Origin of the sequence: Rhodococcus sp. NPDC056960 (assembly GCF_042674125.1) — a bacterium.
Classification (GTDB): domain Bacteria; phylum Actinomycetota; class Actinomycetes; order Mycobacteriales; family Mycobacteriaceae; genus Rhodococcus_F.
Genome location: NZ_JBHURF010000014.1, coordinates 114864 through 130339 on the forward strand (window position 1 = coordinate 114864; position 15476 = coordinate 130339).

General features: G+C 62.2%; 13 protein-coding genes and 2 pseudogenes. 8 read left to right on the top strand and 7 right to left on the bottom strand.

Features of this window, described 5'->3' with window-relative positions; all coding sequences use genetic code 11:
• Positions 1-199: 199 nt before the first annotated feature.
• The 3 genes from ACFTWF_RS22940 to ACFTWF_RS22950 form a co-directional block, all read right to left on the bottom strand.
• Positions 200-415, bottom strand: a complete 216-nt coding sequence (locus ACFTWF_RS22940) for a hypothetical protein (protein WP_378463480.1) — start codon at positions 413-415, stop codon at positions 200-202.
• Positions 416-573: 158 nt separating this feature from the next.
• Entirely contained in the window at positions 574-933 is a 360-nt protein-coding gene (locus ACFTWF_RS22945; protein ID WP_378463481.1) for a hypothetical protein, read from the bottom strand.
• 366 nt (positions 934-1299) lie between these two features.
• Positions 1300-1458 (bottom strand): hypothetical protein, encoded by a 159-nt coding sequence (locus tag ACFTWF_RS22950; RefSeq protein ID WP_378463482.1) that lies wholly within the window; start codon positions 1456-1458, stop codon positions 1300-1302.
• 227 nt (positions 1459-1685) lie between these two features.
• Here ACFTWF_RS22950 and ACFTWF_RS22955 point away from each other — a divergent pair, with 227 nt between their 5' ends.
• Complete coding sequence (locus ACFTWF_RS22955) at positions 1686-2852, top strand: tyrosine-type recombinase/integrase (RefSeq protein ID WP_378463483.1); 1167 nt, start codon at positions 1686-1688, stop codon at positions 2850-2852.
• A 2-nt stretch (positions 2853-2854) separates the two neighbouring features.
• Positions 2855-3874, top strand: a complete 1020-nt coding sequence (locus tag ACFTWF_RS22960; RefSeq protein WP_378463484.1) for a hypothetical protein — start codon at positions 2855-2857, stop codon at positions 3872-3874.
• Positions 3875-4469: 595 nt separating this feature from the next.
• On the opposite strand, the pseudogene ACFTWF_RS22965 reads toward ACFTWF_RS22960, so the two are convergent.
• The 3 genes and pseudogenes from ACFTWF_RS22965 to ACFTWF_RS22975 form a co-directional block, all read right to left on the bottom strand.
• Positions 4470-4631, bottom strand: a pseudogene (locus ACFTWF_RS22965) (transcription antitermination regulator); the annotation flags it as partial.
• 240 nt (positions 4632-4871) lie between these two features.
• Complete coding sequence (locus tag ACFTWF_RS22970) at positions 4872-5720, bottom strand: alpha/beta fold hydrolase (protein ID WP_378463485.1); 849 nt, start codon at positions 5718-5720, stop codon at positions 4872-4874.
• On the bottom strand, positions 5717-7684 hold the full coding sequence (locus tag ACFTWF_RS22975) for a flavin-containing monooxygenase (RefSeq protein ID WP_378463486.1): 1968 nt from the start codon (positions 7682-7684) through the stop codon (positions 5717-5719). Before ACFTWF_RS22975 ends, ACFTWF_RS22970 begins: the two co-directional genes overlap by 4 nt.
• A 654-nt stretch (positions 7685-8338) precedes the next feature.
• Between ACFTWF_RS22975 and ACFTWF_RS22980 the strand changes: the two are divergent.
• Positions 8339-8570: pseudogene (locus ACFTWF_RS22980) on the top strand (IS701 family transposase); the annotation flags it as partial.
• A gap of 200 nt (positions 8571-8770) precedes the next feature.
• Here ACFTWF_RS22980 and ACFTWF_RS22985 read toward each other — a convergent pair.
• Complete coding sequence (locus tag ACFTWF_RS22985; protein WP_378463487.1) at positions 8771-9610, bottom strand: IclR family transcriptional regulator; 840 nt, start codon at positions 9608-9610, stop codon at positions 8771-8773.
• A 227-nt stretch (positions 9611-9837) separates the two neighbouring features.
• On the opposite strand from ACFTWF_RS22985, the gene ACFTWF_RS22990 reads away from it, so the two are divergent.
• The 5 genes from ACFTWF_RS22990 to ACFTWF_RS23010 all read left to right on the top strand — a co-directional run bounded on the left by ACFTWF_RS22990 (position 9838) and on the right by ACFTWF_RS23010 (position 15432).
• The gene (locus ACFTWF_RS22990) at positions 9838-10713 is read left to right on the top strand and encodes a fumarylacetoacetate hydrolase family protein (RefSeq protein WP_378463488.1); all 876 of its coding nucleotides are present in this window, start codon (positions 9838-9840) and stop codon (positions 10711-10713) included.
• Positions 10714-10837: 124 nt separating this feature from the next.
• Positions 10838-11875, top strand: a complete 1038-nt coding sequence (locus tag ACFTWF_RS22995) for a cupin domain-containing protein (RefSeq protein ID WP_378463606.1) — start codon at positions 10838-10840, stop codon at positions 11873-11875.
• Positions 11876-11938: 63 nt separating this feature from the next.
• Positions 11939-12961, top strand: a complete 1023-nt coding sequence (locus ACFTWF_RS23000; RefSeq protein ID WP_378463489.1) for an NAD(P)-dependent alcohol dehydrogenase — start codon at positions 11939-11941, stop codon at positions 12959-12961.
• Positions 12962-13011: 50 nt separating this feature from the next.
• Positions 13012-13806 carry an SDR family NAD(P)-dependent oxidoreductase gene (locus ACFTWF_RS23005; protein WP_378463490.1) on the top strand — a complete coding sequence of 265 codons (795 nt, stop codon included), beginning with the start codon at positions 13012-13014 and terminating at the stop codon, positions 13804-13806.
• 249 nt (positions 13807-14055) lie between these two features.
• Positions 14056-15432 carry an MFS transporter gene (locus ACFTWF_RS23010; RefSeq protein WP_378463491.1) on the top strand — a complete coding sequence of 459 codons (1377 nt, stop codon included), beginning with the start codon at positions 14056-14058 and terminating at the stop codon, positions 15430-15432.
• Positions 15433-15476: the final 44 nt, after the last annotated feature.

Sequence of the window (15476 nt, forward strand, 5' to 3'; positions counted from 1 at the left end):
TGCGGATCCGTTCGTCGATGACCTCGGCATCTTCCTTGTTCGCCAGGCCGATACGGACGGCGGCCGCGATGGCCCGGGGGCGGCGGGACGGTGCCGCGGCGGGACGGTCCGGGCAGGCCGGCTACGGGAGACTGGTAAGGGTACGTATTCCGACCGGGAGGTATTCCGGTTGTCCTTCGCCTCGCCGATGAGCTGTCGATTACTCGCTTTCGGCGAGCAGCGCGAGCAGCTTCTCGAGGGGGACACCGCTTGTGCCGTCCTGCGCGATCACTCGCTCGCGAGGCGAGTTCACCAGGTTCTCGATCTTGGCGAGTTTCGTCTCGGCGGTGTCGCGTTGGCGCCTCAGTGCGCGGATCACGCCTTCGTTCTCGGCGTTCAGTTCGCGGAGTTCGTCGATGCCCGGTTCGATCGTCATGAGATCTCCTGCCCGTTTCCTGTGGTTGCGATGAATGGTAGTGGTTGGTGCAGACGCTCCTGCGTTGCTGCGGTGTGGCGAGGACGAGACTTGTTCTCGGACAGTCCCCCTACGGGTCAGCGACAATTCTGGCGTTGTACGTGTGCGCGGTCCGGCGGTTACCAGAGGGTGAGGGGTAGACCGGCGTTTTCGGCGGCGCGGATCCGGTCTTCCATGGTGCCTGGGTCGTCGTGGTTGGCGAGGCCGGTGCGGATGGCGGCGGCGATGGCGCGGGTGCCGCCGCAGGTCGTATTTGCTGCGGTTGATTCGGTTGGTGCCCAGCCGCATGTGCGCAGGGTTGACGCAGCCGGCGAAGTCGCACTGGTGGCACAGCACCGCGTCGTCGGCGCCGGACCACCCCAATCGGGGATGATCCCGTGTTCGAGTTGGTAGGCAAACAGGTGCGCGGGCACCGTGCCGCGCCGCGATGGTCCGGGCAGGCTGGCCGCCCGGAAGGACCCATGTCCTGTCGATGACACCCACCGATCCACACTGAACATCGACTGCCCTCTTGCACATAGCATTTCGATATAAATCGGGAGATCACGGCGGGGTCGTCGAGCCAGGAGCGCCACAGCGTCTCGGGAACACGGATCGGCTGCGGTTGCCCGAGCAGGACGAGCTGTTCGAGCGCCGATGGGGAAGCGGGGGAGGGCATCCCTGGCAGCGGCAGGGGAGTGCCGGTGACGGTGGTCATCCCGTGCCCGCCTGTGTCCCGTTCTCGGGTGTTACCGGGAAGGGTAGGGGCGGGGCCCGACATGGCGGGCCTGTGTCGCTGATCGTCAGGCGCGCCGGTATGAGTTACATGGGGATCGTTCTCCACCGGGAGCGGGGGCTGTGGGTGGTCAGGTCTTCCGATCGAGGCTGTTGAGTTCATCGAGCACCCGGTCGACCGCGGTGGTCGGAATGTGCACATCCATCCCCACCGTGTCCCGGAGGTAGGCGCGGACGGCGACGAGCATGCCGAGTTCACGCTCGAGATCTGTGGCGGTTCGATCGCTCATGTTTTCTCCTCCTCCCGCTGGCACGCCTCGATCATCCGCCGCCTGCAGCAGTTCACAACAACAAGTGGGGGCGAGAGCCATCCTCGGCGTGTGCGGCGGCCTACTTTCGGTTGTGCGCGGTGGGTGACGAGAATTCCGCTTCCCGCACCGTCTCCCGGAAAACCGCACTTCAGCACACTTTTCGCGTTGAAATCGTGTCGGAGGGTGGTGCCGATAACATGCTCGGCATGACGATCGAGCAGGGCTTACGTCCCCGTGAGCTGCCCGCGGCTGCTGTTACCGGCGACGCCGCGGTGTTTCCGGACCTGTCGGAGGCGGTGGCGGCGCGGATCGGGCGGTCGATGGCCGAGTCCCGGTCCGAGGGCACCCGCCGCACCTATGCCTCGGCGTGGCGGCGGTTCGCGCAGTGGTGCGCCGCCCACGGGCATGCTCCGTTGCCGGCCCATGAGGCGACGGTCGCGGCGTACCTGGTCGATGCCGCCGACACCATCGGTCCGGACGGCATCCGGGTGTATGCGCCAGCGACCCTGACCAAGTGGGTGGCCGCGATCGCCCACCACCATCGCCGTGCCGGCCACGAGTCGCCGACCGGGCAGGAAATCGTGCGCGCCACCCTGTCCGGCATCCGCCGGGACTACGCCGCGGTGGGGGACCGGCCCCGCACCCCGCGGGCCGCACTGCTGACCGCGGACATCGTCACCATCGTCAACGCCGCCCGGACTGCGGTGGACGGCTGGGCGGATGCGGTCCTCGAACGCCGCGACAGCGCACTGATTCTGATGGGGTTCGCCGGCGCCTTCCGGCGCAGCGAACTCGTCGGCCTGGACGGTGGGGATGTGCGCGTGCACCGGCACGACGGTGTCCACGTGCGGCTGCGCCGGTCGAAGACCGACCAGGAAGGCGACGGCACGGTGCGGGCGCTGCCGTTCACCGACCGCCCCGACAGCTGCCCGCCCTGCGCGTATGTGCGGTGGGCGCAGGTCGTGGCCGCGTTCGACACCCGCGGCCGCCCCGGGGTGATCCGGCTGCTGACCACCGCGGAACCGTTCGACACGCACGTGTGCCGCGGCGTCAGCCCCCGCACGACGGCGCGGGCGCCGCTGTTCCGGTCGATCCGCAAGAACGGCAACCTCTCCGACACCGCGCTGTCCGGGGCGGCGGTGCACAAGGCGATCCGCCGCCGCGCCGGCCAGGCCGGCTACGACCCGGACCAGGTCACTCAGCTCGGCGGACACTCACTGCGCGCCGGGTTCGTCACCCAGGCCTTCCGCAACGGCGCCGACGCCCACGCGATCATGCGTCAGACCGGACACACCACGCCCGAAATGGTGGAAGCGTATGCGCGGGAACGGACTCCGCTCGTCGGAAACGCTGTCACGATCCTCGGGTTGTAGCGATGTACGCCACCACACCCGGCACCCGGGATGTACCTACCCAGCCCGCGCCGCGGCTGTCCGCCCGGGACCGGCATGTCTGGGTGCTGTTCACCGACTGGTGCGCCGCGACCGACCAACCTCAGATCCCCGCCACACCGCAGCAGCTGGCCCGGTTCCTGCGCGAGAACCCCGCCGCCCCGGCCACCCAACGACGCCGGGTCAGCGTGATCAACACCGTCCACCGCGGGCAGGGACACCCGGCGCCGGGCACCGACGAGGCGATCCGCCGCGCCCTCAACACCACGAGAGCCGCTCGCCTGCACCGCGTATCGGCGCTGGTCGCCGAGCGGCTCCCGAACATCCCGGTCACCGGGTGGCCGGCCGGCTTCTTCGGCCGCCGCGACCGGCTCATCCTCGCCTTGGCCGCGGCGGGCGTGGGGTTCGAACCGATCGCCCGGCTCCGCCGCCGCGATCTCACCGTACCAGGCAATCGCGGTGCACCCCTGCTGCTGTGCATCGACGGTGCCCGGCTCGATCTGCCCGAGTCCCGCGAGATCCCCCTGGGTGCGCTCTACCGGGAGTGGACCGAGGTCCTGGGATTTCTCGACCAGAACGACGTCACGACCACGATCGCCGAGCATTTCAAAGCCGGCCGCGACCTGACCGGTTTCGACGCCGGCTACCGCGCCGACGACCGACCGCTGCTGACCTCGATCAACCGCTGGGGTCACACCCCGCTCGACCCGGCGCCGCCCACCGCACGTGCCGTCGCCGCGATCGTCCACGCCCACCTGTCCGGAACCGCACCCGCGCACATCCTTCCGCCGCCGAAGCCACGGCCGCGGCCGGCCAAGTCGCCCGACAGGTATCCGATCGACGACGGCCGGGTCCTCGATCCGCACTACTACGAACGGGGAACCGCGGCCCGGCGCAGCGCCCACCACGAGTTGACCGACGTCACCGACCTCCTCGACGACATCGAAGACCGCGCGGACCAGCTGTCGGCCGAGCTGGACGGCATCCTCAACGACGTGCCCTGAGTACCCGGCCGAGCTCAGCCCGATCGACATCCTGGTCTCGACGGCTCGGAGGAAACACTGACTCGAACGGACGGCCCGCATGGCGATCAATGGCGGTTCTACGACGACAGCAACTTTCTGCCGATCGGAACGTCGATGCCACCCCCCTGTACTACTCAACCGGCTGAAGCTGGCCAGAGCTGATCTCGCGACGCAGTCCGCCGGGATCGCCGAGTGGCTCCGTGATCACACGCCAACGGCCGGCCTCGTCCGCATCCTCCACCGCAGAGGCTTCGGCGACCTCCTCGACGAAGGAAACGACCCGCAACCATGAGCCGAACGGGGCGACACATCCGATCCGTCCGCCGTCCAGCGGGTCACACCGGACTTGTCCACCAAGCATCGACAACGAACGGTCCGGAGCGAAATCGCAAGCCACAGGATCGCCGTTCTCAGGGATGCCGGTAGGACGGGGGGCCGAAGCTAACCCTGATGACCGCAGAACAGCGCTCAGCCCGTTTCGCCTTCTCGTCCGACCTCGGTAGCAGCTCACGGAGTCAATGACTGGCGGCTCTACCTCCCGATCGAGGTCGTGCACTTCGATGTCACCCGTCTGCTATTCCGGTCGCCGCGATTGCTGGTGCGCGGTGAGCAGGAGATGGTCGAACTGGGTGCGTAAACCGTGGTCGGGTTCGCAGTCGGTGAGGCCGTCGACGATCAGTTCGGCGATGACGCCGAGGCGGGTGTTGGTCTCCTGGGAGCGCCAGGTGGTGAGGTCTGCGACCGTCTTGTCGACGGCGTCCATGACGTCGCTGCGATGCGACTCGCATGGTTTGCCCGCGCAGGGTTCATGTAGCGACGACCGGGTCGGTTCGTCGATCTCTTCGCCAAATCTCTAGTCGAGGTTTGGCCCGTGCGCAACCGATTTCCATACGAGCCGAGTCACTGGAATCCTCCACCGTTTCGCCGTCTCGCCACCCATCTCTCAGTAAGTGCCACGAAATCGGTGGACTCGGGCTTAGCCGTGCTCATCGAGAAACTCGCGGACACATGACATCAAGCTGTCAGGGTCGTCCACGTTGGGAGCGTGTCGACCAGGAAGTGTGACAACCGTACAGTTCGACAGTACCGATTCGAGGCGCTGTGCCCAGTACGTTTCTAAAAGAAGATCCTCCGACCCGGCCACCAACAGCACCGGAGTGTCTCTACCAGTTACTTGCTCAGGCCATGGGTCTCCGACAGGGTTGGCCGTGCGCAACGCGTCCGGTATCGGGAATGCTACAGCCTTGACCGCGCGGTAGTGGCCGGGCGTACTAGCAGATTCATACCGTCGGTCGAGATGCTTTGACAGGTGTGGGCCGTCCGTCATCAGGAGCCGGACGATGCGCGACAGGTCCTCCTTCGTACCGTCCCATCGGCTCAGTTCGGTCAGCGCGAGTGGTGTACGCCAGGGTCCGCCCGTTCCGTTGACGGACGTTACCGAACGCACGTCGAGTGGCGCGTCTGAAGCAAGAGCACGCAAGGCGAGGGAACCGCCGAACGACGTACCGAGCAGGTGCACCGGCTCGGTGATTCCGATGACCAGTAACAGGTCTGCAATATGTGCGAGGCGGAAATCGTAGGGGGATGCGCCTAGGAACACTGCTTTCGCCGTGTCCCCGAACCCCAGCAGGTCGGGCGCGATGACGAAGAAGTCCTGCGCTAGGAGCGGACCAATGCGAGACCAAGATACAGCCGCACTGCCACCGAATGCGCCATCGTGAAGCAATACAATCGGATCCCGGTCCGGACTGCCCCAGGTGAGATAGTGCGTCGAAAATGGGCCCACTGGTATTTGATGGCTCACGGCTGCCGAAGGTTCGGTCATACGATGCTCGTCTCTGCCTGTGCCCCCACTGCGAAAAGATAGTGGTCGGGATTAGCATCGTGCGTGAATTTCCAATAGTCGAGCATGCTCAAAGGCCAATTCTGAGAGATACGGCCGGATGCACTCTTGTACCAGCTGTTCACCCCCGAAGCGCCCCAGGCCATTTCTGCGTTGGCTGCGTCGATTCGCTCGTTATACTTCTCGAACACGTCGGGTTTCACCTCTATCGACTGCAGCCCACTCTCATGCAGTAGATGCAGACATTCCAGAATGTACTCGGCGCCCATCTCCGAAAAGAGAATCGTACTCCCGTTGACCACCAGGTTAGTGTTCGGGCCGTACAGCGAGAAGAAGTTCGGAAAGTTCGGGATGGTGATACCGATGTACGCTCGGACATCCGTCCCGAACGATGAGTGAATATCGATGCCCCCGCGGCCGACGACCTCCATCGGCATAAAGAACTCGGACGCCCGAAAGCCCGTGCCAAGCACTACCACGTCGGCCTCGTGAAGTGTGCCGTCCGTGGTGCGAACTCCCTTGCATTCGAATCGGTCCACGCCCTCTGTAATCAGAGATACGTTGCTTCGTTTGAGAGTTCGGGCCCATGTGCCATCGTCTCGGAGCATCCGTTTCGCTCCCGGCGGATAGTCAGGCACGACGTGCGCTAGTAGGTCTGGACGATCGGCAAACTGACCGCGGATATAGGCCTCGAGCGTTACCCGGAGCTCGTCGTTCAGAGAGGATACTGAGAAGTCGCTCTTCCACTGCGGATCGACTTGAACATAAGCGCGCCGACCTTCCATCGTCATCCAGAACTGCTGGAATCGGTACCACCGATTGTAGTGGTCAACGTGCTCTAACAGCCACGCCAGTCCGGGGGCGATGGCCGACTGATAGTCCGCCGCGGGCAGCATCCACGGAGGCGTCCGCTGAAGAATCGACACTTGGTGCGCAGTCTCGGCCAAATGTGGAATTGCTTGGAAAGCACTGGCACCCGTACCGATCACAACAACGCGCTTGCCGGATAGATCCAGCGAGTGATCCCACCGAGCGGTGTGGACAACTGGACCACCGAACGCGCCCAGGCCTACGAAGTCAGGGATATTCGGTCGGTTCAGCTGCCCGACGGCGCTGATCACTACGTCGAATTCGAGCGTATCTGTATGTTCGTTACCGACCGTGGACACCAACCACGAGCCGGTGTCCTCTTGGAAGACCATCCGAGTCACCTCGACACCGAACCGGATCATCTCGCGGAGCTTCAAATCCCCAGCGACCTTGCGGAAATACTCCAAAATAGCACCCTGCGGCGAGTACTGCTGGGGCCAGTCGGACACCTGCGCGAAGGAATAGCTGTACCCGAAATTTGTGGTGTCCAGCCGACACCCCGGGTACGAATTTTCGAGCCACGTGCCGCCAATGTCACGGTTCTTCTCGAACACGGTCACCTCGTGACCGGCCTGGCGGAGGCGATGAGCCGCGAGCATCCCTGACATGCCGGCGCCGACCACTGCCACGCGTCGGGTAGGGAGATCCGGATAGTCCGAGGTGTGCCAAGACGGTTTTCCGACATCATGGGGATACCCGAGTTCGTGCGTCATCAGCGGCATGTAGGCGTCGTCGACGTCGCCGGTAATGAAGCTCATCAAGGTGCGCAGGTTGTTCTCGTCTTCGAGGTCCAGTGGTGTGGCACCCTCATCTCTAAGCGTCCGAAGACCCTTAACCGCAATAACTTTTGCCTTCTGTTGTGTGTCGGAGGTCATTCCCGCCTGCGTGGGCACCACGGCACCGAGTGGACCAGCGGGCGGTCGCGCATCGTGTTGGACCAGCGACAGGTCGCCCGTCAGGAACGCCAACGCACACAGAAGGGCAGGAAGCTCGGCTTCCTCGACGACCGAAGTCAGAAACCCGTCGTCGGCCTCCCGAAGAGTCGGAGGCTCGGGCAAACGATTGGTGGAGGTCATACAGATCCTCTCGCAAGTTAAGACGGAGTCGGCAAATGCTAGTGTGCGCAATGCGCACTACACGTGCGTTGTGCACACAGTGTAGATGTGGGGTGAGCCACGGTCAATGCATTGGCGACAGCGACACCTTGTGGCGTATGAACGGTTCCGGCATCGGCCTCGCGCCATACAAATTTGCTGGCGATCACCGTCCGGTCGGCGGAAAGGAATCTTGGCAATGAGTGATTCGCTGGGCGTTCGCTGTCGGCTTGCGCTAGCGCTAGGCAGCTGGCCATCGATCCGCGGGTCTGGACCCCGGCATGGGCATTCTTGCGTCGGCCTGACTATGACGTCACCTCGACGATGTTCAGGACGCGGTGCGACGCCGCCCGCCGATCAAGGCGTCGCAGCGTGAGCGCGCGTCTGCTCGGCATCACCCTGACGTTCCAGTCAGGCGGATCATGCCTCAGAGTAGGCGATCTCGCGAATTTGGCTGGCGTGGTGGGAAGCGCATTTGAGATGCGGTAGATCAGGCTACTAGACGTCCCGGCCCGGTACGGGCTGTGGCAGACCGTCTACGGGTTGTTTCGACGCAGGCAGTGGGCGCGGATCCTGACCGCGTTGCAGGCCCTCGCCGATGCCGCGGGTGCGGATCCCGATCCGGATAGCCTGGGCTGCGCCGGACCACGCCGCACCACGCCTCACCGAAACTCGCCACCGTCGCCGACTTGCGGTGGCGGGTCGAGGAATGCTTCCAGCAGCCAAGAACGAAGCCGGCCTCGACCAGTATCAGGTGCGCACCTACCGGGCCTGGTACGCGCACATCGCCTTGTCGATGCTCGCCCTCGCCCGGCTCGCCGGGACGAAAACCGAAGCGGTAAAGGGGGAATCGGAACTGATAGTCAGGCATGATCGCGTACGCGCTACCCGAGATCAGGCGGCTGCCTGTGAATCTGATCCTGCGACACGCCCACCCCGACGAGCACATCTGATCCTGGTCACACTTGCGAAGACTCCGTCAACACCGGGCCGGCACCTCTCACTTATCGAACCTGTGGTCACCTGCCATGCCGTTGCAGTATTGGGCCTCGCTTAGGCCGATAGCGTTCACAGCGCCGACGAGATGGCGACAGCAGTTCGCTCGACGTGCTGGGCCAGTGTTGAATGCGGCGTCAAGTACTCCTCCATATCGAGTCCTGAAATGTTGACCGCTCCGACGACCCGTCCATCTCTGTCGCACACGGCGGCTGCGATTGCACTGGATCCGGGGCGAAGCGTGTCGCGCACTATGCCAATGTGGCCGTTGTCACGAACCTCCTCGATACTCGGGAGCACAGAGTTATAGAGATCCGCGCCGAGACAGTTCTGGCCGTCGCTCTTCGTCATCCGGCTGAGAATTGCCAAACCAGTCGCGCTGGTGTCCATCCTGATTCTGGTCCCGACAGATACAGTCGCGTTCAGCGGTGAATCCTCGGTCCAAAATCTGTCGATCAGCATGACGTGGTCACCAACTGGAACGCCGAGAGAGACAACCCATGGATTACCTCGAACTACCCTGTTGTAGAGGTCCATGGCATATGCGGGAGCCACCGATGGGAACGATAAGCGGTTCAGATATGCAAAGCCCAGGTCGAGCGCCCCGACGTCGAGATGCCATTCGCCGCCAACGTCGCAAGCTAGCTGGCCAGCCTTAAGGCTGCACAACAGTCTGTAAGTCACTGTACGGTCCAAACCTGCGACCTCTCCGATATGCCGAGCCGTCATCGGGCGACTTGCATTCTTTAGAACGTCCAAAACCTGGCAGGCTCGCATCACCGACTGGACCGTTGTTCGTCGTTCCTCGCCCATATGAGCACCTCGCCTTCTAGCCCTTGACCCCTTGTGATGCACCGCATAGCATTCAAACATAGCGCACACAGTGTGCGCAATACGCACAATTGATCTCATCGGACGCCCGGCGCACTGGTCGGCGGATCATGAATAAGGGCCGACACGCTTCATCGCATCCTGAGGTTCGTCCCCAGAACGAACTGACCCGATCCGATAGAAGCGCGGCATTCTATTGCGTTTCGGACACTGTGCGTTTACGACCCTTCTGGCCGAGCATGCTCGAGTGACGTCGGAAGCGAGAGAACCTCATTCGGCGCAACGCCGACCAACGCGAAGGACACGACATGAAATTCGCTCGTTTCGGTGATGGCCGACTCGGCGTGGTGATAGCCGACAGCATCGTCGACATAACCGGCACCACTGCCGAGACTCAGTCGGGACGACTGCACGACTTGATTGTCTCGGGCAGCACGATAACCGAGGCCGAACTGAAAGCTGCGCCACGACAGTGCCTTGACGAAGTGCGCCTTCTGGCGCCGCTGCCGCTGCCACCGAAGATCGTCGCTGCACCGGTGAACTATCTGGACCACAAGGTCGAAATGAAGGTGACACACACGGTTGCCGACCTTGGCGTCTTTCTCAAAGCGCACACCAGCGTAATCGGTCCTAACGGTGTTGTGCGATTGCCATTCACAGATGTGCGTCACGATCAGGAAGCTGAACTCGGCGTCGTCATCGGTGCGCGATGCCATAACATCTCACCGGATGATGCACTGGACGCGGTCTTCGGATACACGTGCCTATTCGACATGACGTTGCGATCGACCGAAGATCGTTCGACGCGAAAGTCGTTCGACACGTTCACTCCTCTGGGACCTGTCGTGGTCACCAAGGATGAGGTCGGCGACCCGAGTCAATTGCGTATGTCCTGTTGGGTCAACGGCGAACCGAGACAGGACACCAGCACTGGAGATCTGATCTTCGACGTCCCCACCCTCATCGCCTACGTGAGTTCGGTCATGACCCTCGAGCCCGGTGACGTCATCGCCACCGGCACGCCCGCGGGAGTCGGCCAGGTGAATAGTGGTGACCGCTTAACGATGGAGATCACCGGCTTGGGACGCCTTGAGGTCACTGTGTCGGACGAGGGAGCCATCGCCTATGGCAGCCGAATAGGCGCACGTCTCGCCGCTCAGGGATCCGCGACAGCTGTTGGTTAGACAGGCCGAACCAAGCAAAGGAACTGTCATGAAATTGCAGGACACCGACTCTTCGTCCGTGACCACGACTGCGTTGCCTGTACCGCCGCCCCCCACGCCCGAAGAAGAACGTCGATTGGCGGAGATGTACCGAAAATTCGACGATCACCATATGGTTCCCCTGTGGTCGGAGATTGGCAATATCATGCCAAGTCAGCCCGAGCCGTCGGCAGTTCCCTACGCCTGGAGGTGGTCAGAACTCTCGGCGCTGGCCAAAGAGGCCGGCGAGCTTGTGCCCGTAGGACGGGGCGGAGAACGTCGCGCGATCGCCCTCGCCAACCCGGGGCTGCAGGAACCGTTCGCCTCTCCCACATTGTGGTGCGCGATTCAATATCTGGGTCCGCGGGAGGTCGCGCCGGAGCATAGGCACTCACAGAACGCGTTCAGATTTGTTGTCGAGGGCGAGGGGGTGTGGACCGTCGTCAACGGGGATCCGGTTCGGATGAGCCGGGGTGATTTCCTGCTGACACCGGCATGGTGTTACCACGGCCATCACAACGAGACGGACGAACCGATGGCGTGGATCGACGGCCTCGACGTGCCCTTCGTTCACTACACCGACGGTTCATTCTTCGAACTCGGGCCGCTTCAAGTCACGGACCAATCGACTCCCCAGTATTCGCGCTCCGAACGTCTTTGGGCACACCCGGGTATTCGGCCGGTGTCGAGCAAGAGCAATACCGAGAGCTCACCGATTGCGGCCTACCGCTGGGAACACACCGACAGCGCGTTGAATGATCAACTCGCACTGGAAGACGAGGGACACCCCGTAACTGTGGAACCGGGCCATGCCGCCATCCGTTTCGTGAATCCGACCACAGGCGCGGACGTGCTGCCAACGATACGAGCCGAGTTTCACAGGCTGCGCCCTGGCACCGTTACGGAGTCCAGTCGAGTTGTTGGTTCTCGGGTGTTCCAGGCCTTCGAAGGCCGCGGTCGATTCGTGATAGGTGAGAAGGTGTTCGAAATAGAGAAGGGTGACGTCGTGGTCGTCCCGTCCTGGGCTCGGGCCAGCATCGAGGCCGAATCGTCCCTCGATCTCTTCTCCTTCAGTGACGAGCCAATAATCGAGAAATTAGGATTGTCTAGTCCGCCGGGACTCGTCCCCCCAATGTCGCTGTAGACGCCAGCAAGAAAAATCGAACGTGGAAACGACCTCCATTGTGCTCCAGGACAGGATCCGACCATGAAAGTTGCACGACTGCTCACTCCGGGAGCCGACTTCGTCATCGAGGAACTGCCTCGCCCACAACCGGGGCCCGGGGAAGTCCTCATCAAAATCGCTGGCGCAGGGGTCTGCCACTCTGACCTACACATTAAACAGGGTGGGGTACCCGGCGTTCGCCTTCCCAACACGCTCGGCCACGAAAATGCCGGATGGATTGAAGAATTCGGCCCAGGAACTGAGTCCCGCGGTTTCGAGATTGGCGACCCGGTTGTAGTGTTCGGCGGCTGGGGATGTGGTACGTGCAGATTTTGCCTTGGTGGACAGGAGCAACTGTGTAACACGTCGCTGTGGAGCGGGGTGGGGCCACCGGGCGGCTACGCGGAGTTTCTTATTGTCCCATCGGTCCGCGTACTGGTACCCACGGGCGACGTGGACCCGGTACTGGCAGCCACGCTAACCGACGCGGCACTCACGCCGTACTCGGCGGTAAAGAAGACCTTGCCTCGGCTTGTACCGGGGACCAGCGTGTTGTCGATCGGCGTCGGCGGACTCGGGCAGTATGGAATCCAGTTTTTGAAGATGTTGACACCAGCGCGGGTCATCGCAATCGATACCGACCCGGCGAAACGTGAACTTGCATCGACCTTGGGAGCCGACGTCGTGCTCGACCCCGGTGCCGATGACGCCACTGACCAAATAATGGAACTTACTAGAGGTCAGGGCGCCGAGGCAGTCATCGATTTCGTGGGGGTGAACAGCACCATGACCCTCGGAACCCTTTCGGTGGGTAAACAAGGACTTTTCGTACTGGTGGGTCTCGCGGGTGGCAGCGTTCCGTACTCGTTCTTCGGCATCGCGCAGGGGGCATCCTTGACCACCAGCAACTGGGGGACTCGGAACGAGCTGACGGAAGTTCTTGCGTTGGCCCAGCGTGGGGCCCTCGTCTCCCACATCGAGAAATACCCACTCACTGCCATCAACGACGTCTTCAACCGACTGGAACGCGGCATGATAACCGGGCGCGCGGTGCTCGTACCCTGATCTACTACAGCATGATTCGTCCACAAACAAAATCCGAAAGGCAGCCTTACGTGTCTGGAATTGCCGGTGATGTATTCGCTGTCGCAGGGCGTGTAGCCGTGGTCACCGGCGGTGCCAGCGGACTCGGTCTCGGAATGGCGACAGTGCTGGCTCGTGCGGGTGCGATTGTCACATTAGCCGACGTCAACGCCCCTGAACTTGACCGCGTCGTCAAGACGCTGCGGGCCGAAGAACTCGACGTCCACGGCGCAGTTCTGGACGTATCCGATTGGGACGCCGTGGAGGCGACTCTCACAGACGCCAAGACAGCGCAGGGACGTCTCGACATCGTAATTGCAAACGCGGGGATATCCGGTGGCCCTGGGCCGCTGACCGATGAGGGAACGCTGGCCAATCTCGATGCCGAGGTGTGGCAGCGGGTGATGGACATCAACCTGTCCGGGGTTGCCGGGACGCTCCGTGCCGCGGCCCGCCATCTCACTCCCGGTGACAGCGCCCGTATTGTAGTGACGTCCTCGGTGGCGGCCTTGAGATTCCTCTCCCTGACGGGGTACCCCTACGCCGCGTCGAAGGCTGCTGTGTCGACCCTCGTCAAGTACGCGGCCAAAGATTTGGCCAAGAGCGGGATTCGGATCAACGCAATTGCACCCTCTGCGTTCGACACCAACATCGGCGGCGGCCGGCTCAGCGACATTCCCGACATCGCTCAGGCGTTCACGGACGATTCGGCGTTCGGCAGACTCGCCCAGCCGCGCGAACTTGACGGATTGACCTTGCTGCTGTGCTCGGATGCATCGAGCTTTATCTCTGGGGCCACCTATAGTATCGACGGCGGAGCTGTCTGACTCCGCGCGCGACTCCCTGTCTGCCCGCAATTCTTGAAAGCAAATCCATACAAGCCCTTGGGTCGATGCCAACTAGTCGGGAACGCAGCCGCGGCTGGTCGCGTAGCCGCACCGTAGCCGCTTCAATTCACGAATTGTTGGAGGAGCAGAGAGCCGCGAAATCCATTTCCCCGCTCTGCGTTGACCAAACCTTTGCGAATTAGATAGGAATGACCTGAGTATGATTGCCATAACACCACGGGGGCAGATATGAGCTCGCCCGACTTGAGCGGTTCCATCTCTCGGCACGCTCGGCTGGATATTGCTACCGAAATCGACTCGTCCCCGATCTCTGCACTTCAAAGACGAGTACTAGCGCTCTGCGCCTTCGTGGCCTTGATCGAAGGATTTGATATTCAAGCGGTGGCGTACGTCGCTCCTGTTCTTCGATCCGAAGTCGGTATCGAGGCGGGTGCGATCGGATGGATCTTTGGCGCATTCCTCACCGGCGCTGCTGCTGGCTCCATGGTCATCGGTCCTCTGGCAGACAAGTTCGGCCGTCGTCCACTTCTCATCGGTTCGACTCTCGTCTTTGGGATCGGAGCCATCGCCACGATCTGGTGCAGTTCCGTGGAATCCTTTCTCGCAGTGAGATTTCTGACCGGGTTGGGCGTCGGTGGTGCTGCAGCCTTGATCGTCCCTTTGACCTACGAATACACGCCTCAAAGGTTGCGCAGCACCGCCGCCATGACGATGCTGGCCGGGTTACCGATCGGGTCTGTATCGGGCGGAATCCTGTCCACATGGCTGGTTCCCGCTTTTGGATGGCAATCAGTATTCCTCGTCGGTGGAGTGTTGCCGATCCTGACGGCTGCAATTATGACACTTCTGTTGCCCGAATCAATTCGTTTTCTTTCCGCCAAGGGGCGAGATTCCGAAAAGATACTCACCATTATGCATAGAATCTCTCCGTCCCTGCCCGTCGACCGCGACACGGTATTTTACTTTGAGGAAGAGGGGCTCTCAGGCGGTTCGGGGGTTACTGCGCTGTTCTCGGAAGGTCGGGCCGGCACTACCGTGTTCGTCTGGTGCGCAATGTTCGCAAACTATGCGGTCTTCTACTTCCTGGCTAGCTGGATTCCGTCGCTAATCACAGCTGCAGGGAGTTCACTGTCTGTCGCAATTCTCGCCGGTACTGTATTCTCTCTCGGCGGCATCGCGGCCGCATTATCGCTAGGCAAATTAATGGATAAAGTTGCGCGTCCGGCTATCGTGCTGGCTTGCGCATCCACGGTGGCAGTTGTATCGATTCTTAGCATTCCCGCCATTCTTCCGTCGATCGCACCAACGTTCATCGCAATCCTTCTTCTGGGAATGGGTTCTGGCGGTACGCAACTCGGCATCATCACGCTGTCCGGTCAGCTTTATCCCACGATGGTGCGTTCAACCGGTGTTGGTTGGGCGCTGGGCGTCGGGAGAATCGGATCGATCATCAGCCCCGTTGTGGGTGGACTTTTGATCTCTACCGGCTGGGGAGCCGAGGCATTATTTTCCGCGGCCGCTTTACCTGCTCTAATGAGCCTTGGCGCACTTCTTGCCCTCGCTGCCATTCGTCCGGATTCGAGAATACGGCCGATTGATGGTTGATCAATGGTCGACGGGTAGGCGCCCGCACGGTTGCAGTACGTAGG

Coding starts and splice junctions, on each gene's coding strand:
- ACFTWF_RS22940 (WP_378463480.1), bottom strand. CDS start 415: ATGACGATCGAACCGGGCATCGACGAACTCCGCGAACTGAACGCCGAG.
- ACFTWF_RS22950 (WP_378463482.1), bottom strand. CDS start 1,458: ATGAGCGATCGAACCGCCACAGATCTCGAGCGTGAACTCGGCATGCTC.
- ACFTWF_RS22955 (WP_378463483.1), top strand. CDS start 1,686: ATGACGATCGAGCAGGGCTTACGTCCCCGTGAGCTGCCCGCGGCTGCT.
- ACFTWF_RS22960 (WP_378463484.1), top strand. CDS start 2,855: ATGTACGCCACCACACCCGGCACCCGGGATGTACCTACCCAGCCCGCG.
- ACFTWF_RS22970 (WP_378463485.1), bottom strand. CDS start 5,720: ATGACCGAACCTTCGGCAGCCGTGAGCCATCAAATACCAGTGGGCCCA.
- ACFTWF_RS22975 (WP_378463486.1), bottom strand. CDS start 7,684: ATGACCTCCACCAATCGTTTGCCCGAGCCTCCGACTCTTCGGGAGGCC.
- ACFTWF_RS22985 (WP_378463487.1), bottom strand. CDS start 9,610: ATGAGATCAATTGTGCGTATTGCGCACACTGTGTGCGCTATGTTTGAA.
- ACFTWF_RS22990 (WP_378463488.1), top strand. CDS start 9,838: ATGAAATTCGCTCGTTTCGGTGATGGCCGACTCGGCGTGGTGATAGCC.
- ACFTWF_RS22995 (WP_378463606.1), top strand. CDS start 10,838: ATGTACCGAAAATTCGACGATCACCATATGGTTCCCCTGTGGTCGGAG.
- ACFTWF_RS23000 (WP_378463489.1), top strand. CDS start 11,939: ATGAAAGTTGCACGACTGCTCACTCCGGGAGCCGACTTCGTCATCGAG.
- ACFTWF_RS23010 (WP_378463491.1), top strand. CDS start 14,056: ATGAGCTCGCCCGACTTGAGCGGTTCCATCTCTCGGCACGCTCGGCTG.